The following is a 21715-nucleotide window of genomic DNA, read 5'->3' as shown; positions in this document are numbered from 1 at the left end:
ATGTAACGGATGGTGGATACGTGCTCGATCAGCTGCATGAACGCCGATGCCTTCGCAGCCGGCCTGCGAAGGCAGGGCTGGCTCGTTACACCCTCGATCCGCCATCCACCCGCAGGGTGTCGCCGGTAATCCAGCGCGCGTCGTCCGAAGCCAGGAAGGCGATCGAGCCGGCGATGTCGTCGGGCTGCGCGACGCGTTTCAGTGCCTGGATGGCAAGGGCCATGTCGCGGCCTTCCTCGGTCTTGGTGAAGCTGGACATGTCGGTATCCACCACGCCCGGCGCTACCGCGTTGACGCGAATACCGCGTGGCCCGAGTGCGGCTGCAAAGTGTTTTACCAGCGTGTCGATGGCGCCTTTGGTCGACGCATAGGCCGAGATGTTGCCGACCGCGGCGCGGGCGGCGAGCGAAGAAGTGAAGATGATGCTGCTGCCTTCGTGCAAGGTCGGCAGCAGCTGTTGCACCAGAAAGAAAGGTGCACGCACATTCACCGCAAACAGGCGATCGAAATCTTCCAGCGTGGTGTCTTCGATAGCCGCGGATTTCGAGACGCCCGCATTGGCGACCAGGATATCCAGGCGATCACCGACGATGCCGCGCACCTGCCTGGCCAACTCATGCGGGCCATTCGGGGCACTCAGGTCGGAACCTATTTTTTCGGCGCGGCCACCGGCGTTGCGGATTTCCTCCACCACGGCTTCCGCTTCTTTCTGTGCACTGCTGTAGTGAACCAGCACTTGCGCGCCGGCCTTGGCGAGCGCAAGTGCGGCGGAGCGGCCGATGCCGCGGGATGCGCCCGTCACCAGGGCGGTCTTGCCGGCGAGATGGTTCATGATCGTTCTCCAAATCAAAGTGAGGAGGGAATTAGTGAAACTCGATGGCGTCGACGCGATCCGGATAGAACGCTAGGTGATCCTTGATCACGGCGACGGCTTCATAAGGGTGTTCGTAGCTCCAGACTGCATTGATGCCGCGTTGGCCGCCGGCAGGAATGTTGTAGTAGGCGCATTCGCCCTTGTACGGGCAGTACGTGGCGTGATCGGTGCGGGTAAGCAGCGCCATATCCACGTCCTTGCGCGGGATGTAGTGCACGGCCGGATAGTTCGCTTCTTTCAGAACCAGGGCGTCGCGCGTGTCTGCGACGATGCGTCCGGCGACTTTCACCACGATGTGCTGCGAACTGTGTTCGACCGTAATGGGGTGATCCGGTCCGGGTTGCTTGATCGTTCTGGCGGTGGAAGGGGAGGTCACGGTCTTATCTCCTTGATGGATGACGCCGGTGGTGGCTCGCGCCACGTTCTGAAAAGTGGACAAGGGCGTTTCAGTCCGCAGGCATTACTGCGCGAGGAAGCCCGAAACGTGTTGCACGAAAAGCTCCGGATACTGGTACTGCGAACCATGGTTGGCATCCGGATAGAGAATCAGCTGCGCGTTGGGGATGTGCTGCTGAAGAATGTAGGAGTTCACGGTGTAGATAATCACGTCGCTGCTACCGTTGATCACCAGCGTCGGCTGGGTGATGTTCTGAAGATAATCGTACGGCTTCTCGCGCGGCGCGCCCCACTTGGACAAGGCTTCGATTTGCGCCGGAGCCACACTGTCGCTGACTTCCGGATCGCGATGTTCGGTACGCGAGCGCAGGCGCTTCAGGAAGGCATGGCCGGTGGCCTGGCTGGCCTGTGAATCGGTGAAGAACACTTTCAGCCACAGGTGATCGGGCTCGGCATACGTGGCGCCGAAAACCTGCTGGGCTTCGGGAGTGAGCGAGGCCATGCCTTCGCCGCTGCGCGGGCCGGTGCCGACCAGGATCAGCTTGCGCACCAGTTGCGGTTCGTCGAGGGCTAGCGTCTGGGCGACCAGGCCGCCCAGTGAAAAGCCCAGCACATCCACCTGCGACAAACCCAGCGCCTTGATAAAGGCGGCGGCGTTGACGGCCATGCCCTCGATGGTGGTGGGGACCTCGCCGGAGCTGCTGGCGATCCCGGCGTTGTTGAACAGGATCACCTCACGATCCTTGGCGAAACCATCGGTGATGGCCGGATCCCAGTGGTCCATGGTGCCGATGAAGTGCATGTTGAAGACCAGTGGCACGCCGCCGGGCTTGCCGAAACGGCGAAAGGCGAAACGGATGCCGTTGGCTTCCACGTATTGGGTGGGCGCGGTTTGATGGGTGTGAGCGTTCATGGCGAACTCCGGGTCATAGGGATATTGAGGAGGCGGGAGCGGATATCCAGGTAAACCTTTGAGGTATCGCTGAGCTGCCGTTCCGTGCCGTGATGGAGCGCAATTTAGGCTGCTATGGCGCGCTTGAAAAAGACTTTGTAAGCTGGTGGCCATGCCTGTCAGGCATGCCATCGGAGGCGTCCGTGGAACTGCGCCATTTGCGGTATTTCATTGCGGTCGCTGAAACCGGCAGCCTGACGGTGGCCGCCGAGCGCCGCCTGCATACCTCGCAACCCTCGCTAAGCCGCCAGATCAAGGACCTGGAAGACCAGGTCGGGGCGGAGCTGCTGATCCGCAGCGCACGCGGCGTTGTGCTTACCGAAGCCGGCAAGGTGTTTTTTGATCATGCGCGCTTGGCATTGAGCCAGGTCGATGCCGGCATAGAAGCGGCGCGAAAGGCGGCGCAACCCTGCAAGCAGCGTTTTGCGATGGGCTTTCTCACCGGCCACGAAATGATCTGGCTGCCACAGGCCATGCATATCCTGCGCGCTGAGTTGCCCAATATCGATGTAACGGTATCCAGCGACTATTCGCCGGATCTCGCCGACGCCCTGGCGCGCGGCAAACTGGATCTGGCGTTCCTGCGCGCGGAACCCGATTACGACCTCACCTATCTTCCGGTCATGCACGAACCGCTGGTCGTGCTGATGCCCAGCGATCACCGCCTTGCTTCGCGCGAAAGCGTTCGCCCGCAGGACCTGCTGGGCGAGCCTTTTATCGGCATGGGCAACAAGGCCACGGTGCTCGGCGCCATCATCAAGGATTACCTGGTGCGATCCGGCATCGAGATCAAGCCCGAGCAGGTGGTGGACAATCCGGCGATGGTGATGTCGCTGGTGTCATCGACGCGCGGGGTTACCTTGATTCCTTCCTATGTGCAGAACCTGATGCCGTGGTCGGTGGTGAGTCGCCCACTGGCCGGTGATGCGCCGTCGGTCGATCTCGCGGTTGGCTATAGCAAATCGAACAGCTCGCCGGTGTTGAAAATGTTTCTGTCGCACCTGGATGAACTGATTGCGCGCGTGCCAGGAGCCGGTTCGTAATGGACGGGCAGGCGTTATTACTCATTCGACCTTGCCGTGGCCGAGTCGGAGGGGGATGTGCTGCTTGATGCGCTGAATCGCGAACCGTGTGTGGATTTTTCTTTTAGTTATCAGTTGCGCTGATGTTCGTTTGGCTGGTGCGGCTTTAGTGCTTTAGGTTGAGGCGTATTGTTGTGCATTTCGTTAGTTGGACCATTGCCTGCGGCGCTTTCGGCCTGAAGGCCGAGTCACTTTTCTTTGCTGGCCCAAAGAAAAGTAACCCAAAGAAATGGCCTCAAGAACTCGTGGCACGGTGCAGGTTACAAGCCTGAACGATTACGCCATGCCCTGCTGGTTAACGGGCCACGCTTACACAACGCCGCTATACCGCGAGGCGTCGAAGCGGTGAGGAAAAAAACAACACGGGCAAAGCTCGACTTATCGGTGCACAGGCTTTAAGCCCTCAGTGCCCCGACGCCTCGCGGTATAGCGGGGACGCATAACCATGGGCCATTAACTATCCCATTGCCGCCAACGCTCAAGCTTTTATCCCTCCTACGCCACGAGCCTTTCAGGCCATTTCTTTGGGTTACTTTTCTTTGGGCCAGCAAAGAAAAGTGACTCGGCCTTTAGGCCGAAAGCGCCGCAGGCAATGTCTCAATCCACGAAATACACACTCGTGCAAAACAACCGCACGAAAACTCGTTGATGCCCAGACCCCGCACGATTTCGCACTTGCAACCGTATTGCCCGCAAACAAATAAACGCCAAAAATACAGCGGTATGCGACACCTCGTTAATCCTGGCCGGTTGTCTATACCTTTTGCTTACAACAAAGGGGCTATAACCCGTGAACGGTAACCAGGGGGATACCATGAAACGGCTATTGCCAGTGGCGCAATGGGGCATCGCCTTTGCGTTGGCAGTATTGACGGCCGGCTGCAACACAGCACCCGTTATCAAAGGCGCTGCAAAGGATTTTGTCGACAGCGGCAACAAGCTCAACGCCGCCACCCAGGATCTCAACCAGCAATTCAATGCCAATGTTTATGCGTTGAAGGTCATCCGTTCCACCACCGCGGAACCGCAAGCCGGCCTGGGCGATAACGAAACCAGCAATGGCGTTTCAAAGGGCGGCAAGCGGATAGCTGCGGCACATCGCGATGACTCATGCGATCCGGTCATGCCCGCGCCCGGCCAGTCGCCTGCGCCAACCTATGTGCGGTTCTGGAACCCATGGGATAGCAGCGACAGAAAGTGGAAGGATCCGAGCTTTATCGAACTGGGCAATGCCGATGCCGACACGCGCGATGGCTCGCCGCAGGAGCTTCCCGCCTGCAAACGTCTTATGCAGTGCGATGCGCACGATCCTGCCGCTGCCGTTTGCAGGACCATGTGCTACACCAAGCCCGAGGTTGAATGCATCCAGCTTATTCGCACGCGCGCGGAAACTCGCATCAGCAAGGCGACGAAGCCGGGCAGCTTGTTGCCGGACGATCCTGGACTTGCACATATGAGCCAGGTGCTCACTGCCAAGCTCGACCTCATTGAGATGGCTCCGCGTGAGAAAAGCTCCAATCTTGCGCTTGCCTTGGATTTGAACGCATTGAGCGCCTACCTGTCGGCGCTGGGTGCGCTGGCTGACGATAATCCCAAGGCAGTCATGCCCATTGCGGACAACTTTGCCAAATGGCAGAAAAACATCGTCAGTGGATACACGAGCGCTGCGGGCAAATCGTTAACCAAAACCGAGCAGAAAGCCGTTACCAATGACACCAATACCGGGGGTGCTGCGGACAAGCTGATCGATGACGTGAAGCAGGCAGCGGCGCAAGAGCAGGATGCGGAGAAGATCCGGATTCTCGTCACGCAACAAGACAACGCGTTTTTCAATGTCATCAGCAACGCCAATAGCCTGATCTATGACGCGATCATTCAGAACGTGGCCATCGGCAATGAGGTCACAAACCGCCGCCTTGTTGCGCTGCGCGAGCAATACATCAGCGCCCGGACGGATGAGCAACGTTATGCGGCCCGCCAGGCATTCGAAGATGCCTTGTCAAAGCTGCCTTCTTGTCCCGATGACTCGACTCCTGGGCCACGGCTATCCTGCCAGGGGCAGCAGAGCAAGGCGATCCAGGCGAAGTTCGCACAACTGTTGGAGGTGGCGCAGTCCTCACATGATCAGCTTGTCGATGCGATCGAGCATCCAACCGATAAACAGAAGCTCGCCATGGCCAAGGACACGGTCAGCGAATTTGTAACGATCGTGGGTGACCTGGTGAAGCTGTACAAGGCCATCGCATGAGGTTCCTATGAATGCTACTCAAGTGAACGCTACCCAGGCTGACATCAACGCATTGCTGGATGCTGCGGCCGCTCTGCAGACGGCGCTTGGCAACCTGGCAGATAACGGTAAAACGACCCAGGATGACGCGGGCGACATCCAGCAGGAACAAGGACGCATCGCTATGCTCGTTGAACGGATTGGTGACTATTCGGCCAATGAGTTCAATCAAAAGACGGTGCAAGATGCCACTAAATCCGTGAAGACGGCTATCACCGTAGTGGCTCCGGCGGGCGGCGGTGTGCCCACTATGGCGGCCATCGAAAACGCCTGCGCCGCGGCCGAAAAGGCGTTATGGAATTCGATTCCCGCGATCGCTAATTATGGGCCGCCTACGCAGGGATGATCGCCGGGATCCCTGGTTGTACGTTTTGCTTGCGCGGATGGAGCCGGAAGTGGTGACTCGTTCGCTCGTTCCGAAACAATCAATGGCAGCGGCCACTATTTTTGTGGTCGTATATCAATCAGAAAGGGGGAGTCATGCTTGACAGTAATGTGCTGGAAGTCGCGATAGGCATGATCGTGTGTTTCGCCTCGATTTCCTTGATCGCCAGCAGTCTTCAGGAGGCCTTCGCATCATTGGTACGGCTGCGTGCAAGTACGCTTTTGACGGGCATCGTCCAGCTTCTCAATGGGCAAGACGCTGATGGGAAAAGCCTCATCGTTGATATCTATAACCATGCCCTGGTCAATCCACGCGGTGATGGCAAGACAGTCAACTTCGATGACATTTCCAAGAAAATCACGCCGTCTTACATCGACTCCATGGATTTTGCGCAGGCGCTTGTCGATGCGTTGAAAAAACGGCAAAAGCAGGGTGAGGATTTTCGCGCCACGCTCAAGGCGATTCCTGATCAGCAGCTAAGTCAGTGTTTCTGCAGCTTGTACGATCGCGCCCAGGCAAATGTCGGCAACTTCGAATCGGCTATTGCCAAGTGGTTCGATTCCGCCATGGCACGAGTTTCCGGGGTATACAAAAGGCGGGCGCAGCTGATGACCTTTATTTTTGCGTTCTTCGTGGCAGTCGCTTTGAATATCGATGCCTTTCGGGTCATGACAAGGCTGTGGTCCGTCTCTACTCACGGCATGCTTCATGTGCAGGTTCTCACTATGGATCTGGGCCCGCATGGAGCGCTTACGTCACTCGCGCAACTGCCGATCGGATGGGTCCACGGTCAGGATCACAGTTGCACCGCCATCTTCAGCGCACTTCCCGGTTGGATCATTGCGGCGACATCGGCGCTTTTCGGTGCGCCGTTCTGGTTCGGGCTGCTCGAGCGGGTAGCGGTTCTGCGTGGGGCAGGGGCGAAGCCGAATCCACCCAATACACGTTTGCCCCCGGCCGATAGCGCTACCACTTGACGTTTTTTTTCGCGTTGCCATGCCATATTCGCCCTCCAGCCAATCTTCGAGGTAGGCGCGATGAGCCAGCGATTCGATGCCGTAGTGGTAGGGGCAGGGCAGGCGGGACCATCGCTGGCGGCGCGCCTGGGGGAAGCGGGCCGCAAGGTTGCCGTGATCGAGCGGCATCTGGTCGGCGGCACCTGCGTCAATACCGGCTGCATTCCGACCAAGGCCATGGTGGCGAGCGCGTATGTCGCTCACATGGCGCGGCGCGCATCGGACTATGGCGTGGAGAACGGCGGCGACATCAAGGTAGAGGTGGAACGCGTGTGGCAACGCACGCGCGGCATTTCGGAGCGTTCGCGGCAGAACGTGGAGAAATGGCTGGCCGGCATGCCGAATGTCACCCTGATCCGCGGACATGCGGTGTTCGAATCGCCGAAAACCTTGCGGGTGGGCGATACGCAAATCGAAACCGACCAGGTTTTCCTCGACGTCGGTGGGCGTGCGGTGGTGCCTGATTTCCCCGGTGCCGATCGCGTGCCTTATCTCACCAACGTGGGGATGATGGATTTGCGCGAGATGCCGCGCCACCTGGTCATTGTCGGCGGCAGTTATATCGGTCTGGAATTCGGACAGATGTTCCGTCGTTTCGGCGCCGAGGTAAGCATTGTCGAGCGCAGCGAACGGCTGTTGCCACGCGAAGACCCCGAGGTGTCGGCAGCCGTAGTCGATATTCTCCAGAGAGAGGGCATAACGCTTCACCTGGGCGCGGAATGCATTGAATTGGATGGCAAGGCCGGCGATGTCGCTGTGCTGGCCCGGTGCGACCAGCCACGCAAGGAAGTACGCGGCACGCATATCTTGATGGCGACCGGTCGTCGGCCCAATACCGATTCATTGGGCCTGCAAAAGGCCGGCGTCGCCACCGACAAACATGGCTATATCCTCGTCGACGACCAATGCCGCACCAACGTCGAAGGCATCTGGGCCATGGGCGATTGCAATGGCAAGGGCGCCTTTACGCATACCTCGTACAACGATTACGAGATCGTCGCCGCCAATCTGCTGGACAACGAACCACGGCGCATCTCAGACCGCATCAACGCCTACGCGCTGTTCATCGATCCGCCGCTGGCCCGGGTCGGGCTCACCGAGCACGAGGCGTTGCGGGACGGACACAAGGTGCTGGTCGGAGTGCGCCCGATGGCGCGCGTCGGGCGAGCTATAGAACGCGGGGAAACACAGGGCTTTATGAAAGTGATCGTCGATGGCGATACCAATAAGCTGCTCGGCGCCGCGATTCTTGGCATCAGTGGCGACGAGGCCATCCATAGCCTGCTCGACGTGATGTATGCCAAGGCACCGTATCGCACCGTGACCCACGCGGTGCACATTCATCCAACCATCGCCGAACTGCTGCCGACCACGCTGCAGAGTTTGAGCGTGCCGTCGGGTTAAACCATGCATGCGAGTGCGGTGATCGCATGCCGTGAACGTCACCAGCAAGAAATCGCCGGGTATTACGGTGACTCGATGTCTGCCGCCGTTCCATCCGCGTGGCGACGTTTGGCGCGCACAGCGACACCGATGGCGTGAATACCAAGTCCAAGCAACACGAATACCACGCCCAGCCCGGCGACAGCCCGCCAACCATAGGCTTGCCAGGCGATACCGGCAAACCATGAGCCAACCGCACCACCGACGAACATACCACCCATGAAAATGGTGTTGACGCGGCTGCGCGCTTCCGGGCGCAAGGCATAAATCACGTGTTGATTGCAGACAAGCGCGATCTGCTCGCCAAAGTCGAGCAGGATGACCCCGACCACAAGCCCTGCCAGACTGGTCCAGCCTGCAAAGATCACCCATGACAGCAGCATCACCACCGCGCCGATGCCGATGACTGCATGGGGGCCCCGGCGATCCGCCACGTGGCCGGCCAGCGGCGCGACCAATACGCCGACCGCGCCGACGATCCCGAATGCGCCGGCAACCTGTGCACCGAGATGGAAATGGGTTGCGAGGCGCAGTGCCAGGATGGTCCAGAGCGCGACGAACGATCCGAACAGCATCGCCTGGATCGCCATGGCCCGTCGCAGGGCGGGTTCCTGCACGAACAGGGAGCCCAGTGAACGCATCAGCGTTGCGTAGCTGTCAGTCGTTTTAGGCGGTCGAGGCGGTAGCGTCGCCGCGAGCAGGCTGCCCGTCGCTACTGCAAGCACCGCGCCGCACCAGAAGGTCACGCGCCAGCCGAAGTGTTCGCCGATATAACCGCCCAACGCACGGCCGAACAGGATCCCGCACAGCAACCCGCTCATGACCGTGCCGACAACGCTGCCGCGACGTTTCGGTTCAGCCAATTCCGCCGCGAGCGGTACGATCTGTTGTGCAACGGACGCGGTGATGCCGACCAGTGCCGAGGCCGCGACCAGCACGGCCGCGTTGGGTGCGAGCGCGAGCAGGGCCAGCGCAAGCGTTAAAGCAGATGATCTGCGCGACGATCAGCCGCCGGCGTTCCATGCGATCGCCAAGCGGCACCAGGCAGATGAGACCGGCCGCATAGCCGAGCTGGGTCATCGTCGGCACCCATTCGACGACGGCGCTCTGGCCGGCGAACGCGCGCTCCAGCAGCGCAAGCAACGGCTGGTTGTAGTAGATATTCGCCACGCAGGTGCCACAGGCCACCGCCATGACCAGGGTGAGTGCTCGTCCAATCGATGGCGGGACGTCCGGCGCGTGTGCGCCCGATGCCCTACGTGCATCGCGAGCACCGATCGATGTGCTGTTTTTACTCATGCGTCATCCAAATCACGATGTGCTGATTAAAGCCAAGCGTGCGTATTGAAACGTTCACGCGCGCTCCGCCAAGGGGCGGCTGAGCGACTTCTGCATGGCATCACCGTTCTGCGCGTGATGCTGTGAAAGGAGTTCACTCAATCTGCAAAGCAGAATCCCATATCCAGTCAGGCGGCTAAGATGGATCGCCGTGACGACGTCGGTCGCGGGCAGCGATTCCACGATCTGCTGCAGTACGTCGATGCGCGACTCGTCGATGTCGCCGCCCGGTCGATCAATGAGTGGATCGGATGCATCGGCCAGTCGACGATGTTTCGCAGCCAGCTGTTCCAATCCCGCGCACCAGTGCGATTTCCAACGTGGATCGATCGCATCGAATGGCTCGTGAAAGGTATCGACACTCTCAAGCAGGTTGGCCACCGCCTCGAAAGATTTCCTGATGGCACCAGTACAACGGCAGACGATGACGATTGCGCCGTAAATGCGGTGCTATCCAGGCCTGCTGCAAGTCAAGCTTGAACAGATCATGGGCTTGCCTGAGCGCAGCGCTGGATGCATGCAGTCGATCGGCGTGCTCGCTGACAAGATGGCGCTCGGGCGTGCCGCCGGTCAGCTGAGCGAGCGCATCAATGATCCGTTGATTGCCTTCGCGGACCAGTCGGTTCGCCCGATAACCATGATCGGGCGGCAACACGCATTGCTGGATGATGAAGCCGAGTGGCATACCCAGGACTACACCAAACAGGCGTTCCTCCAGTAGCCGAACATGCTCGCCGGAATAGAGCACGAGGGTCATCGGAACGGTAACGCTGGTCATCTGGAACAAGGACGGCCTGAGCCGAGCGATTGCGAAAACCGCCAGCGGCAATAGCAACACTCCGAGCCACAGATAGGGGGCGGTGAGCAGGATCACCAAGGTACCCACCGGCATGACCAGCACGTTCGAAACGACGCGTCGATATAAGTAGCCGCGCGCGGCAGAAATGGAGTTGCCGAGCGCGAGTGTGAGCATGGCGGAGCCGCATAGCGCGACGGCCGTGTCGGGGTAGCCCGCAAGGTAGGGCAGTACGAAGCCGATCCAAAGGCCCAGGGTGAGTCTCAGGTATTTCGCCGTTTCAGTGCATGAGAGCCGCGCCAATGCGGATTGAAATGGCGTAAGGGGCTTGAAAGCGGTTGCGGCGGAAGGCATGGGTTCGGCTTTTGCGTGCGCTCTCCACCTGACCGCCTGGCGTATCCAGGAGAAATTCACGGGCAGCGCGGCGTCACTCAGTGGTTCGGCCATCCACTTCATCGTGTGGCTCCGAACGGGTACGCGCGGACAGATCGAAATGCTTGCCGAACTCCTCGACCAGATAGGCGCCGATCGGCAAGGCCGCGGTGGCAGCCGGAGATGGCGCATTGCACACATGAAGGCTGTGCTGCGATCGGCGAATCAGAAAATCATGCACCAGGCTTCCGTCAGCCATCACCGCCTGCGCGCGTACGCCGGCCGGGTGCGGCTGCAGATCCGACAGCGTGAGTTCCGGGCAATACTTCTGGCAGAGTTGCAGATAGCCCCGCTTCCATAACGAATTGCGCGCCTCGGTCAAACCCGAGCCGCCGTTTTTCTTGAGCATTTTCCAGAAGCCGCCGAACTCCAGCATCTCCGACAGGTCGCTCCAGCGCACATCCCTCCAGCGGTATCCTTCGCGCGCCAGTGCCAATACGGCATTCGGGCCCACCGTGACATAGCCGCCGATCATGCGCGTCAGATGCACGCCGAGAAACGGGAGATTCGGATCGGGAACAGGGTAGATGAGGTGCTTGACGATATCGTTCTTCGACGCCGGCAATCGGTAATATTCGCCGCGGAAGGGAATGATTCGAAAATCGAGCTCTACCTTGCACATCCGGGCAAAATGGTCTGCCATCAGCCCGGCGCAGACGATCGCGTATTTCGCTCGAAAAAGACCGGACGGCGTCTCCGCGCCCACGCCGGTGCGGTGTTCGAACATGGCTTTCACCGGTTCTCCCAGCCGGATATCGACACCTTGCTGCCGGGCGACACGCGCCATGGCTTGCGTGAGTGCCGGGTAGTCGGTAATGCCGCTCATGCCGACACGCACCGCCGCGCGCCCGACGATGCGCGGCTCCAGCTCCGTCAACTCGTCTTGTCCAAGCCATTGCGGTTCAAGCTGATTCTGCTGGCACCGGCCGTAGAGCGCACCCAGACGTTCCAGTTCGATGTCGTTGGTCGCGACGATCAACTTGCCGCAACGCTCGATCGGCACGTCGTGGCGACGTGCAAAATCGTAGGTCGCCGCGGCACCACGGCGACAGAATTCCGCCTTGAGGCTACCCAGCGCGTAATACACGCCGGCGTGGACGACGCCGCTGTTGTGGCCGGTCTGGTGGGCGGCCAAAGTGGGCTCCTTTTCCAGCAGCAGCACACGCAGGCCCGGATGGCGCTCGGTGAGCTGCATGGCGGTGGAGACGCCGACGATGCCACCACCAATGATGAGGACGTCGGCGTCGTATTCGCACTGGGCAGGCACGTTGTTCACCGGGAAAAAGTTCCACGTTGACGCATCAGTTCACGATGAAGTCCCGGATGCTTTTTGAACGGCGCCCGGCCATGCAACCAGAAATAGTTGTTGATCACCACCAGGTCGCCGACCGGGAGCGGAACCTCGTGCACCGCGGGCGAGGCTTCCATGGATGCTGACAGGTCGTGCAGATAGCGCGCTTCGGCGTCCGATCGAGGTTGCGCGAATTGGTCGATGAACGACATGGACAGACCATATTCATTGAGGAAAAACACCGGCCGTTCGACTTGCGCATGGACATTTTTCGAGCTCGGCGCTTTATAGAGGAAGGGCGCCGAACCTAGCGGATGAGCGCAATAGGTGCTGCATTCGGGCCAGTCATCAAGGTGCATGAGGCGCGATTCACCACCGACGGCGTTTGCTTCGTCGAACTTCATCATCAGCACCCATTCCGTCTTCTCCTCCGCAAACGTGCCATCGTTGTGCAGCGTGAACAGTCGATAGGCCTGACGCAAGTAGGAGTCGCTGCTGTCCGTGTCCTTCACCAGGAAGCGCGCGTAATAAGTGCCGGACATGGCGTCATGATTACTGGCGCCGAGCAGGTGTCCCACGGCCGTCCCGAACTTGATGTAGCTTTCGCTATCGGACGCGATGCCCTGTACGCCGAGCGTGAAGCCGCCCGTGGCGCGATCATGCATGATCCGGCACAGCGTCACGCCAAAACCTTTGCCCACCGTGCGCTCAAGCTGCTCGGCGAGGATAAAGCGCGTATAAGGCACATATTCCAGGTTCTGCACGTCGATGTTCGCGACCGCGTCGAAGAAAGCCTCCAGCGCTTCTTGATTGATCGAGATGTGCCGCAAGCGCTTGTGCTGCGGATGACGGCTGATGCGAAACGCGGGGGCGGTAGCAGAATGGGCAGCCAGGGAGGTGTTCATCGATAGGCTCCAAAACAAGATGAGTGCATGTATTTGACGCCGTTGTTTTGATTTGATAAATAGCAAAAAAAGTAATTTTTGATCAAATTATGAGATTAAAGGCTCATGATCGAAAACCGACAGATCAAGGCATTTGTCACGCTGGCCCAGGACCTGCACTTCGCGCGGGCAGCGGACCGGATGGGCATCTCGCAATCGGCCGTCAGCGTGCTCATCCAGAAGCTTGAGCGGCACCTGGGCGTGCAACTGTTCAACCGGAACAAACGCGCCGCCATCAGCCTCACGAACGCAGGCGAGGTTTTCCTGGTAGAGGCGCTGGCCGCCCTCCGGCAACTGGAGCGTGCCGATCAGGTCGGAAGAGCGGCGGCGCGCGGCGAAGCGGGGATGGTGCGCTTGGCTACGTCGGGTCGGCAGTGACGGCCGGACTGCTCCCCGCGGTGCTGAAGTCGTTCAGGGCGGTGCAGCCGAATGTGCGGATGCGGGTAACCGCGATGGAGACCCCGAGGCAGCTGCAGAGCCTGGGGGATGGGGTGATCGATGTCGGGCTGATCCGCTCTCGTACCTATTACCCCGATGGCGTGATCGCACGGATCGTCCAGCGCGAGCGCTTGATGATTGCCTTGGCGACGGATCATCCGCTTGCCCGGCACAAGACGCTCAAGCCGGCCCAGTTACGCGGGCAGCCGTTTATCTCTCCGCAGTTCAGTGAAATGGGCGGCTTTGCGGAATACCTCACCCATCTAGGGCGCATCGGCGGCTTCGACGGCAAACCGGAATATGAAGTGATCGATTTCATCACGGCCATCAGCATGGCGGCGGCCGGCTATGGCGTCGTGCTGGTGCCCGAATCCATCAAAGCCTTCGCCCCGCTCGGATTGACGTTCAAGAAGATCAGCGATTTCGATGACGAAGCGCCACTTGCGTTGGCATATCGGGCGCGCGAACGCTCACCTTGCGTCAAGGCATTTGTCAGTTCTGTGCTGTCCTTGTACAAGGTTTCCGAAGGGCGTGGGTAACCACCGCGACCGATTTTCTAGGGTATCCGGGCTGGCCTATAACCGTGCTTTCATAAGGCGGCAGATCAGCAGCAACGCATACGACAGCAGCAAGAATGCCAGCAGCAGCATCAGCCCGTTGCGCACCGTGACCGCGTAGCCAAGCCGGTCCACGTTGATAAAACCATACGGATATTTGTCGATCAGCGCGCCGCGAATCAGCGCGTAGATGAAATAGACAAGCAGATACAGCGCCCACCAGAACGGCGTCACCCAGGGCAACGCCGTTCCGCGCAGGCGGATCAAGCCATGGATCACCACCAGGGCCGGCACCGCATAATGCAGCAATACGTTGGCCAGCCAGCCGAGACCGTGTTTCGGCCCATCCCGGCTCAGCAGCAGGAAGTAGGCGATACCCACGAACGTGATGCTGGCGGTTACCCAGCCGGTGACGTCCTTGCGCATGAAAAAACGACCGGCCGCCGAAGCCGGCACCAGCAGCGGCAGCACCATCGTCAGAAAGACCAGGCAGTTGGTCCATTCGGTGAGAAAGCCGAAATAGTCGATCAGGCTGCCGGTTACGCTGGTGCCGTCGCGCAGCGTCAAGTACAAGCGCAACAGCAGCGCAAAACCGCTCACTATCGCGATCAAGGCGGGCAGGCCTCTGGCCCTGCCATTCGTCACGCTCATGCTGAAGTTGCCTCATGCAAGAATGGGTCGATCTTAGGGCCTATGTGTGATTTCTGCACAGCAGCATGCGACGGTGGGGTGTCGCAAAAAATCGATGCTGAGTTGTGTTCCAAACACGCTGATGCTTCCCGGGGCAAGCGCTTTGCTAGCCAAAGTTGTACTCCGGTCATGTGCGTGTCATAACCATTGGGGAGGATGAAAAGTCCTGGCTTTTCAATGCGTTTCAAACGCAAAAACTTAGGGGGAATCCGCAACATGTCGAACCAGGCCACTTGCCGCAAGGCACCAGTGGCAGGCCGTCGTTGGCTTGCACTTTCGATTCAGATGGCTCTGTTGGGAACGCCGTTGGCGGTCCATGCGCAACAGACCGACAGCAGCACCAATGCCAATGCGCAGACACCTGCCAAGTCGAAAACGGCGGGTGTGTCAGTGGGGCAGTCCGCATCGTCGAACGTCGTCAACCTCAACACCATCGTGGTCAACGCACAGAAGCGTGAGCAGCAGGTGCTGGACGTGCCGACCGCCATTACGGCGCTGTCCGGCGATTTCCTCAAAAAGCTCGGCATCACCACCATGGAAGACCTCGGCCGCTACGTGCCGGGTGTACAGGTGCAGGTGCAGAGCCCGAATACGCCGAGCCTGTCGATTCGCGGCATCACGATCGACGACACCGCCGCCAACACACCGTCGCGCGTATCGGTATTCCAGGATGGCGTGGACATCAGCAGCCAGAGTGGCTCGATCGTCGCCCTGTACGACCTGGCGGACGTCGAAGTGTTGCGTGGCCCGCAGGGAACGTTGTTCGGTCGTGCGGCGGAAAGCGGCGCCTTCGCGCTCAATTCCAATCGCGCCGATGACACCACCTCGGGCGGTTTCACCGCGCAGGTGGGCAACTACGACAGCCACCTGCTGACCGGCTATTTCAATACGCCGGTCAGTTCCAACGTGGATGCGCGTATCGCGGTGTACGACAACGAGCACGAAGGCTACATCCCGAATACGGAAGGCGGTCGGCTCGATGGTGCGGATACCAAGGCCGTGCGCGCCAGCGTGCACATCAAGATCAACGGCAACAGTTACTACGACATCATCGCCAACTACGAACGCGATGCGCCCCCGGGCACCGATTTCCGCAGCGCGCTGCCCAATGTGTATGGCTCGACCAACATCTATGGCGCCGCTTCGCTGTATGGCGGCAACGAACTCGGCATTCGCCGCAAGATCAGCAGCATCACCGGCCTGGGCAACTTCGTCATCAACGATGCCTGGACCTTGTCCAGCACCACGGGCTTGCGCCGCTACGACTCGGATGAAAACTTCAATGCGTCGGGCACGCAGGCGCCGGTACTGCAATTCGGCAACAGTCAGGGCGAGCACCAGATCAGCCAGGAGCTGCGCCTGAATTACGATGACGGTGGCCGCTTCACCGGCTTCTTCGGCGTGAACTTCTTCTATGAGAGCGGTCACCAGACGGTGCCGTTCAACACCAACGAGAGCAGTTTGCTGGTGGCCATCACCCCGCTGGTCAAGCAATTGGCCGAAGGTCTCGATGGTGGCAAGTACCTCGGCCTGGTTGACGATCTGTTCGGCAGTCCATCGCTGCTGAACTCGAATTACCAGCCGAATCTGTCGGAGACGACTTTCCCGGTATTGGGTACGCCGCTGAATCCGAATGAGAGCGAGGGCTATACCAACTACGGCAGCTCCCGCTCGTATGAGTTCTTTGCCGACGGTACCTTCCACGTCACCGACAGCTTCGACATCACCGCCGGTCTGCGCGCCACGCATGAGCAAATCTGGGCCGGTTATCAGGTGTACAACGCGACTGGCCCGAACGCGGCGGTGATCGGTCCGGCGTTTGCGGAGCTGGGCGAGCTGCTTGGTCTTGGTCCGCTCGGTCTCAATGGCGTTACCGCGCCGAACGATATCTTCGCGCCCACCAATGGCCTGTTGACCAATTCCGTCACCAACAACTCGGTGGTGGGACGTTTGATCGGCAGCTACCACATCAACGACGATACCAATGCCTACCTCAGTGTGTCGCGTGGCCGTCGTCCGGAAGATCTCACCTTCAACGTCAATGCGGCGCCGGAACTCGGCTACACCAAGACCACCCTGCCGGCGGAAATCCTCATGAACTATGAGGCCGGCATCAAGGGCTCGGCCGATCAGGGCAAGTTCGCCTATGACGTGTCTGCGTACTACTACCGGTACACCAACTTCCAGAGCCAGGTGTACCAGGATGCCCAGTACCTCACGGTAAATTCGGGGCGGGCCACCGCACCGGGCCTTGAAACCTCGTTGCAGGAAGCGTTTACACCGAACTTCGATGTGTTCCTGAACGCTGCCTACGAGCATGCGCGCTATGGCACTCCGGCAGCGGGCACCCCGGCAGTGGATGACTTCGAAGGCGATCACCTGCGCCTTGCACCGGATGTCACAGCTGCGGTGGGTATGAACTGGAGCATCCCGCTCAACAACGATTACCTGGGATATGTACGTCCGAGCTACACGTGGCGCTCCAAGACGTGGTTTGAGGACGGCGGCAATATGGAAACCCTGACGCAGGGCGCGTTCGGCTTGCTCAACCTGCGGATCGGCGTGACCTTCGATCATCAGCACTGGGATGCGGGCTTGTTCGCGGACAACCTGACCAACAAGAAGTACCTGATCGATGCCGGCAACACAGGTGCGGAATTCGATCTGCCAACCTATATCCCAGGTGCGCCGCGTACGTTCGGCGTGAGTGTTTCCGGCCACTTCTAAACCTGGCCGTAGCGGTGCGAACCGGTTCGTCAGTCCCGTGCGGGCGAACCGGTTCTGTTTTGACTAACGATCGCATCGCGCTTGCATGCAGCGATTCATCGCGAGGCGGGTGATGCGTCGATGCCCGCCGGCAATCCGTTTTTCGACAGATGCCATAGCGTGTTCAAGGCGAGCACGACAATGACGGCATTGACGATGATGAAAATGGGCATGGCCAGGGCAGCAATGACGCCTTCCTCACCACGCAAAGTCATTTGCAGCGCGCCGGTGGAAAGGGCAGTCAGGCCGAAACTAAATGCCCAATAAGACGGCGAGAGCGGCTGCTTCATGATCCACGCCAACAAGCGGCACAGCACAAGGAGCTGGAATAAACCGTATCCCCACGTTGCTTGTGCGAACAGGTCCACGTGCCCCTGTGTGTTGGCAAGATAAGCCATGCAGGAAACAACCGGAGGTGCCAATTCAATGCCGAGGGTTGGCCGAAGCTCCGCGGGCATGGCCGGTCCCGTCCACAAACGGAAAAGAATGATCGAGTCGATCACCAGCCAGCTGAAAAAGCCTATTCCCAGGAAAAGCATGCCGAAGGCATGCAGGCCCAACGCACCGGCGACGATGGAACTGATCAAGTTGCCGGCGACGGTTGGAAGCAGAAGTATCGGCGTTATGTTGGTTATATCGCGCTCCCCGCGCCACATGCCTCCCGCGCGCGCCACCACGAAGGCCAGCTGACCCAATGAACCGGCGGCCCAGGCAAGCAGGGCCAAGGTGTGCGCATAGGGCAACAGGACCAGGCCCATCAGCGTGGTCGATATCGGACATAAGCTGATGAAGCAGCACTGGATGGGATGTCTGGCCTCCGCCATGGCGGCATCGCGATGCCGGATCCAATTGCTTAAATAACCGGCGACCAGCAGGATCCAGACGGAAGCCGCGACCGCCATGACGCATTCGCCTATGGCCGATGGAAGACCCCATAACCTGGTCGCTACACGCCAGCTGCTGCCGAGGCCGACGACGCCAAGTACGATGCCAAAGAACGATGCCGGCATGACGTGATTTGCGGTTGTCACCACGCACCCTCCCGTTTCCATCGCATTCTAAGCGGCGGCGATAGGAAAGAAACCGGAAAGCGCAGAGCGTTTGCTTTTTTTGATCATGATCATGGCTTTCGGCATAGAGAAGCATGGGATGCCTTGTTTCTACGCCATCTGGATATATTGTCCATCCTTGACATATTGTCCAAATGGCAAGAAAAGATGCTGAAAATGGGCGCTATTTCAACGATCGTCGGCCTGACGGTGTTGGCGATGGCGCCGATAAAAACGGCCTCTGCGCAGGCTGGATTGGGACCGATGGCCGGCCCCGCGTATCGGTGCATACCGACGAGCCTCCAGGTAACCAAATGACGTCCCTCACATGGGGGAGTCTGATTTGGATCGGAAGTTTGAGTATGGCGGAGTACCCGCGACAGGAGCTCACGCATGGCTGCGGCGACACAGCATCTCGCGACATGGCATTGGATGGGGTATCTCGCCTTGGCCATAGCGGCCGTGATCGGCTTCGTGGCCATTCGCTACCGGCGGATGGTGGCAAAAATCCGTGACCGGCTGGAGGTTCGACACGCAGAGCGTGAACGCATCGCGCGTGAACTGCATGACACCCTGCTGCAAGGCATCCAGGGTTTGATCCTGCGTTTCCAGGCGATCGCCGAAGGCCTTCCGGAAGGAGATCCTGTTCGTGCCAAGATCGATCTGGCGCTTACCCGTGCCGATGAGGTGCTGGTGGACGGACGTGATCGCGTTCACGATCTTCGCGTCAGCGAGGGGGCTACCAAAGATCTGGTGGTGACGTTCGAAATACTCGGTCAGGAGCTGGAGTCTGAAAGCTCAGCGGAGTTTCGTTTGCTGCCGCATGGCACGAGACGTGACATCGAGCCCATCATTCGCGAGGAAATTTATCTTATTGGCCGGGAGGCCTTGCTCAATGCGTTTCGTCACGCCAACGCGGAAACGATATCGCTCAATATTTTCTTTGAAGCCAAACAGTTTTTGCTGCGAGTGGAAGACGACGGGATTGGCATTGATCCAGGCATTCTTCAAATAGGCCACAAGCCGGGGCATTGGGGGCTGAGAGGCATGCGTGAACGTACCCAATGCATAGGCGGCGACCTTTCGATATCCTCGAATCCGGGGCAGGGAACCCTCGTCGAATTAGTGGTTCCGTCGCATGTTGTCTATGCCGCGAAGCGGTCGACGCGGCGGGCGACGCCGACACCGTTCTCGTCGAGCCATAGCAGGTTCAAATGATGGGTGTATCGAGATAAGCGTCGATGTAGCCGCGACGCATGGCGATAACGACCGCTTCCGTCCGGTCCTTGGCTTTTACCTTCGCCAGGATGCTTTTCATGTGGGTCTTTACGGTTTCAACCGAGATGCCCATGTGGGTGGCGATGCGCTTGTTCGAATAACCGCCCGCAACGTGGCCGAGCACTTGCAGCTCGCGAATACTCAGGGCTTCATCGGCCACGTGTTCGGCAATGGCGCGCGCTATGTCAGGCGGAACGTGCCGATGGCCCTTGGATACCTGCCTGATCGTGAAGAGCAGTTCCTTGCGCAGGGTGCTTTTGATCAGGTAGCCGGCAACGCCGGCTCGCAATGCACGGGTCGCCTGCATGTCGCCCTGAAACGTCGTCAGGACGATGATGCGCGCCGTCGGGAATTCACTGAGGATGCTTCGAATGGCAATCAGCCCGCTCATGCCGGGAAGTTGCAGGTCCATCAGCGTAACGTCGGGTTGCAGCCTGCGGAACTGCTGGATGGCGTCCTCACCATTTGCCGCTTCTGCGATCAGCTCCATGTCCGGCTGGGTGCCTAGTACGGCCGAAACCCCCTCTCGAAAAAGGGGATGGTCATCGACCATCATGATTCGAATCCGCCGTTCTTCTGCATTCATGGGCAAGCCTCCAAGAATGGCTATGCCGCCACCAAGCGCGCTTCCTAGCTTTGTAAGTCAAACACAAGTCGGTGCTCGGGACAATGTGTATCCCCCATTCGAGTGAGATGTTTTTCCCTTCACTTAGGCTTGTTGCGATGACGTTACCGCGCTGAAGTAGGGCCGTGCATTTCAGGTTGAGTCGCCGCAATGGGATCGCGATCGAACTGTTAAGCATATTGCGTGCCGCAATCATCCCCGCCCTGAATGTGTGGCGCATTCAATCCAAATCACCAATGCGTGGTCGATCCTGTCCACGGCAGTCAGTGCACAGGGACTTCATTCCCGCATGCACCCAACGGAAGCGCTGACATGAGCTACAGAGCGGATGTGATCAACCAGGACCTTCTGACTTTTTTCAAAGACTGATTGGCTGCTTTCCCCACGTCGATATTCATCCCCCTGCTTACGAGATGCCGTCATGACCATCACCGCTAAACCCACACCCGGTTCACAGCTGCTCACCCCCAAAGATCATGCGCTGATCCTGATCGACTACCAGTCGCAGATGTCCTTCGCCACCCACTCCATCGATGCGATTACCTTGCGCAACAACGCAGGATTGATCGCGCGTGCGGCGGCCAGCTTCAAGGTGCCGACCATTCTCACCACGGTTGCCGAGAAAAGTTTCTCCGGGCCGATGTTCGGTGAGGTGACCGAGCCCTTCCCGGGGCAGGCGCTGATTGATCGCACATCCATGAATACCTGGGAGGACGCAGCCGTCATCAAGCAGGTCAACGCGGTTGGCAAGACACGCCTGGTGTTTGGTGGCTTATGGACCTCGGTGTGTATCGTCGGCCCCACGCTTTCGGCGATCGAGCAGGGATTTGAAGTCTATGTGGTTGCCGATGCTTGCGGCGACGTGTCGGCCGAAGCGCATAACCGTGCCATGGACCGCATGGTTCAAGCCGGCGCTCGCCCGATGACTGCGCTGCAGTACCTGCTTGAACTCCAGCGCGACTGGGCCCGCACCGAGACGTATGAAAGCACCACCGGCATCGCCAAGAATTTTGGCGGCGCCTATGGACTGGGTTTGATCTACGCCAAGACCATGTTTCATGCCGAGGGCGGTTGAT

General features: G+C 59.3%; 22 protein-coding genes. 10 read left to right on the top strand and 12 right to left on the bottom strand.

Translation table 11 applies throughout. The annotated features are described in order from the left end of the window. Positions 1-85 precede the first annotated feature (85 nt). The 3 genes from ISP19_RS04135 to ISP19_RS04125 form a co-directional block, all read right to left on the bottom strand. Complete coding sequence (locus ISP19_RS04135; protein WP_204680073.1) at positions 86-832, bottom strand: SDR family NAD(P)-dependent oxidoreductase; 747 nt, start codon at positions 830-832, stop codon at positions 86-88. Positions 833-863: 31 nt separating this feature from the next. After that, positions 864-1250, bottom strand: coding sequence for a DUF427 domain-containing protein (locus ISP19_RS04130; RefSeq protein ID WP_284385331.1), 387 nt, complete (start codon positions 1248-1250; stop codon positions 864-866). Positions 1251-1334: 84 nt separating this feature from the next. Then, entirely contained in the window at positions 1335-2183 is an 849-nt protein-coding gene (locus ISP19_RS04125; RefSeq protein WP_204680072.1) for an alpha/beta fold hydrolase, read from the bottom strand. A gap of 182 nt (positions 2184-2365) precedes the next feature. On the opposite strand from ISP19_RS04125, the gene ISP19_RS04120 reads away from it, so the two are divergent. The 5 genes from ISP19_RS04120 to ISP19_RS04100 all read left to right on the top strand — a co-directional run bounded on the left by ISP19_RS04120 (position 2366) and on the right by ISP19_RS04100 (position 8396). Next, positions 2366-3265: a LysR substrate-binding domain-containing protein gene (locus ISP19_RS04120; RefSeq protein WP_204680071.1), complete on the top strand. Its 900-nt coding sequence runs from the start codon at positions 2366-2368 to the stop codon at positions 3263-3265. A gap of 853 nt (positions 3266-4118) precedes the next feature. After that, positions 4119-5552, top strand: coding sequence for a hypothetical protein (locus ISP19_RS04115; RefSeq protein ID WP_204680070.1), 1434 nt, complete (start codon positions 4119-4121; stop codon positions 5550-5552). Positions 5553-5559: 7 nt separating this feature from the next. After that, positions 5560-5937, top strand: coding sequence for a hypothetical protein (locus tag ISP19_RS04110; RefSeq protein ID WP_204680069.1), 378 nt, complete (start codon positions 5560-5562; stop codon positions 5935-5937). 134 nt (positions 5938-6071) lie between these two features. Beyond that, complete coding sequence (locus ISP19_RS04105) at positions 6072-6953, top strand: hypothetical protein (RefSeq protein ID WP_204680068.1); 882 nt, start codon at positions 6072-6074, stop codon at positions 6951-6953. Between the two features lie 60 nt (positions 6954-7013). After that, the gene (locus ISP19_RS04100) at positions 7014-8396 is read left to right on the top strand and encodes an FAD-containing oxidoreductase (protein WP_204680067.1); all 1383 of its coding nucleotides are present in this window, start codon (positions 7014-7016) and stop codon (positions 8394-8396) included. A gap of 62 nt (positions 8397-8458) precedes the next feature. Here ISP19_RS04100 and ISP19_RS04095 read toward each other — a convergent pair whose 3' ends face one another. From ISP19_RS04095 to glaH, 6 genes are all read right to left on the bottom strand, one after another. After that, complete coding sequence (locus ISP19_RS04095; protein ID WP_284385142.1) at positions 8459-9373, bottom strand: MFS transporter; 915 nt, start codon at positions 9371-9373, stop codon at positions 8459-8461. After that, positions 9291-9734 (bottom strand): hypothetical protein, encoded by a 444-nt coding sequence (locus tag ISP19_RS04090; RefSeq protein WP_204680066.1) that lies wholly within the window; start codon positions 9732-9734, stop codon positions 9291-9293. Before ISP19_RS04090 ends, ISP19_RS04095 begins: the two co-directional genes overlap by 83 nt. Positions 9735-9788: 54 nt before the next feature. Continuing rightward, positions 9789-10154, bottom strand: a complete 366-nt coding sequence (locus ISP19_RS04085) for a hypothetical protein (RefSeq protein ID WP_204680065.1) — start codon at positions 10152-10154, stop codon at positions 9789-9791. Further along, complete coding sequence (locus ISP19_RS04080; RefSeq protein WP_204680064.1) at positions 10138-10923, bottom strand: hypothetical protein; 786 nt, start codon at positions 10921-10923, stop codon at positions 10138-10140. The genes ISP19_RS04085 and ISP19_RS04080 overlap by 17 nt, the downstream gene beginning before the upstream one ends. A 73-nt stretch (positions 10924-10996) precedes the next feature. Beyond that, positions 10997-12277 (bottom strand): L-2-hydroxyglutarate oxidase, encoded by a 1281-nt coding sequence (lhgO, locus tag ISP19_RS04075; protein ID WP_204680063.1) that lies wholly within the window; start codon positions 12275-12277, stop codon positions 10997-10999. Further along, positions 12274-13197, bottom strand: a complete 924-nt coding sequence (gene glaH / locus ISP19_RS04070) for a glutarate dioxygenase GlaH (protein WP_204680062.1) — start codon at positions 13195-13197, stop codon at positions 12274-12276. The genes lhgO and glaH overlap by 4 nt, the downstream gene beginning before the upstream one ends. A 105-nt stretch (positions 13198-13302) precedes the next feature. On the opposite strand from glaH, the gene ISP19_RS04065 reads away from it, so the two are divergent. Together ISP19_RS04065 and ISP19_RS04060 are read left to right on the top strand one after the other, a co-directional pair. Beyond that, the gene (locus ISP19_RS04065; RefSeq protein WP_204680061.1) at positions 13303-13614 is read left to right on the top strand and encodes a LysR family transcriptional regulator; all 312 of its coding nucleotides are present in this window, start codon (positions 13303-13305) and stop codon (positions 13612-13614) included. Then, entirely contained in the window at positions 13611-14213 is a 603-nt protein-coding gene (locus ISP19_RS04060; RefSeq protein ID WP_204680060.1) for a LysR family substrate-binding domain-containing protein, read from the top strand. Before ISP19_RS04065 ends, ISP19_RS04060 begins: the two co-directional genes overlap by 4 nt. Positions 14214-14249: 36 nt before the next feature. Here the strand turns inward: ISP19_RS04060 and ISP19_RS04055 are convergent, their stop codons facing one another. After that, positions 14250-14882, bottom strand: a complete 633-nt coding sequence (locus ISP19_RS04055) for a Pr6Pr family membrane protein (protein ID WP_204680059.1) — start codon at positions 14880-14882, stop codon at positions 14250-14252. 255 nt (positions 14883-15137) lie between these two features. On the opposite strand from ISP19_RS04055, the gene ISP19_RS04050 reads away from it, so the two are divergent. Next, positions 15138-17648: a TonB-dependent receptor gene (locus ISP19_RS04050; RefSeq protein ID WP_204680058.1), complete on the top strand. Its 2511-nt coding sequence runs from the start codon at positions 15138-15140 to the stop codon at positions 17646-17648. Between the two features lie 95 nt (positions 17649-17743). Here ISP19_RS04050 and tehA read toward each other — a convergent pair whose 3' ends face one another. Then, positions 17744-18721 carry a dicarboxylate transporter/tellurite-resistance protein TehA gene (tehA, locus tag ISP19_RS04045; RefSeq protein WP_204680057.1) on the bottom strand — a complete coding sequence of 326 codons (978 nt, stop codon included), beginning with the start codon at positions 18719-18721 and terminating at the stop codon, positions 17744-17746. 408 nt (positions 18722-19129) lie between these two features. Here tehA and ISP19_RS04040 point away from each other — a divergent pair, with 408 nt between their 5' ends. Then, entirely contained in the window at positions 19130-19954 is an 825-nt protein-coding gene (locus ISP19_RS04040; RefSeq protein WP_204680056.1) for a sensor histidine kinase, read from the top strand. On the opposite strand, the gene ISP19_RS04035 is transcribed toward ISP19_RS04040, so the two are convergent. After that, positions 19947-20600 carry a response regulator gene (locus ISP19_RS04035; RefSeq protein ID WP_239556482.1) on the bottom strand — a complete coding sequence of 218 codons (654 nt, stop codon included), beginning with the start codon at positions 20598-20600 and terminating at the stop codon, positions 19947-19949. The genes ISP19_RS04040 and ISP19_RS04035 overlap by 8 nt on opposite strands. Before the next feature lie 460 nt (positions 20601-21060). Between ISP19_RS04035 and ISP19_RS04030 the strand changes: the two genes are divergently transcribed. Next, complete coding sequence (locus tag ISP19_RS04030) at positions 21061-21714, top strand: hydrolase (RefSeq protein ID WP_204680055.1); 654 nt, start codon at positions 21061-21063, stop codon at positions 21712-21714. The last annotated feature ends 1 nt before the right edge of the window (position 21715 follow it).

Source organism: Dyella flava (genome assembly GCF_016904955.1).
GTDB lineage: Bacteria > Pseudomonadota > Gammaproteobacteria > Xanthomonadales > Rhodanobacteraceae > Dyella_B > Dyella_B flava.
Note: the sequence above shows the minus strand (reverse complement) of the source record. Positions and strands in the feature narration are given on the sequence as shown.

Coding starts and splice junctions, on each gene's coding strand:
- ISP19_RS04135 (WP_204680073.1), bottom strand. CDS start 832: ATGAACCATCTCGCCGGCAAGACCGCCCTGGTGACGGGCGCATCCCGC.
- ISP19_RS04125 (WP_204680072.1), bottom strand. CDS start 2,183: ATGAACGCTCACACCCATCAAACCGCGCCCACCCAATACGTGGAAGCC.
- ISP19_RS04115 (WP_204680070.1), top strand. CDS start 4,119: ATGAAACGGCTATTGCCAGTGGCGCAATGGGGCATCGCCTTTGCGTTG.
- ISP19_RS04110 (WP_204680069.1), top strand. CDS start 5,560: ATGAATGCTACTCAAGTGAACGCTACCCAGGCTGACATCAACGCATTG.
- ISP19_RS04105 (WP_204680068.1), top strand. CDS start 6,072: ATGCTTGACAGTAATGTGCTGGAAGTCGCGATAGGCATGATCGTGTGT.
- ISP19_RS04100 (WP_204680067.1), top strand. CDS start 7,014: ATGAGCCAGCGATTCGATGCCGTAGTGGTAGGGGCAGGGCAGGCGGGA.
- ISP19_RS04090 (WP_204680066.1), bottom strand. CDS start 9,734: ATGAGTAAAAACAGCACATCGATCGGTGCTCGCGATGCACGTAGGGCA.
- ISP19_RS04080 (WP_204680064.1), bottom strand. CDS start 10,923: ATGCCTTCCGCCGCAACCGCTTTCAAGCCCCTTACGCCATTTCAATCC.
- glaH (WP_204680062.1), bottom strand. CDS start 13,197: ATGAACACCTCCCTGGCTGCCCATTCTGCTACCGCCCCCGCGTTTCGC.
- ISP19_RS04065 (WP_204680061.1), top strand. CDS start 13,303: ATGATCGAAAACCGACAGATCAAGGCATTTGTCACGCTGGCCCAGGAC.
- ISP19_RS04055 (WP_204680059.1), bottom strand. CDS start 14,882: ATGAGCGTGACGAATGGCAGGGCCAGAGGCCTGCCCGCCTTGATCGCG.
- ISP19_RS04050 (WP_204680058.1), top strand. CDS start 15,138: ATGTCGAACCAGGCCACTTGCCGCAAGGCACCAGTGGCAGGCCGTCGT.
- ISP19_RS04040 (WP_204680056.1), top strand. CDS start 19,130: ATGGCTGCGGCGACACAGCATCTCGCGACATGGCATTGGATGGGGTAT.
- ISP19_RS04035 (WP_239556482.1), bottom strand. CDS start 20,600: ATGAATGCAGAAGAACGGCGGATTCGAATCATGATGGTCGATGACCAT.
- ISP19_RS04030 (WP_204680055.1), top strand. CDS start 21,061: ATGACCATCACCGCTAAACCCACACCCGGTTCACAGCTGCTCACCCCC.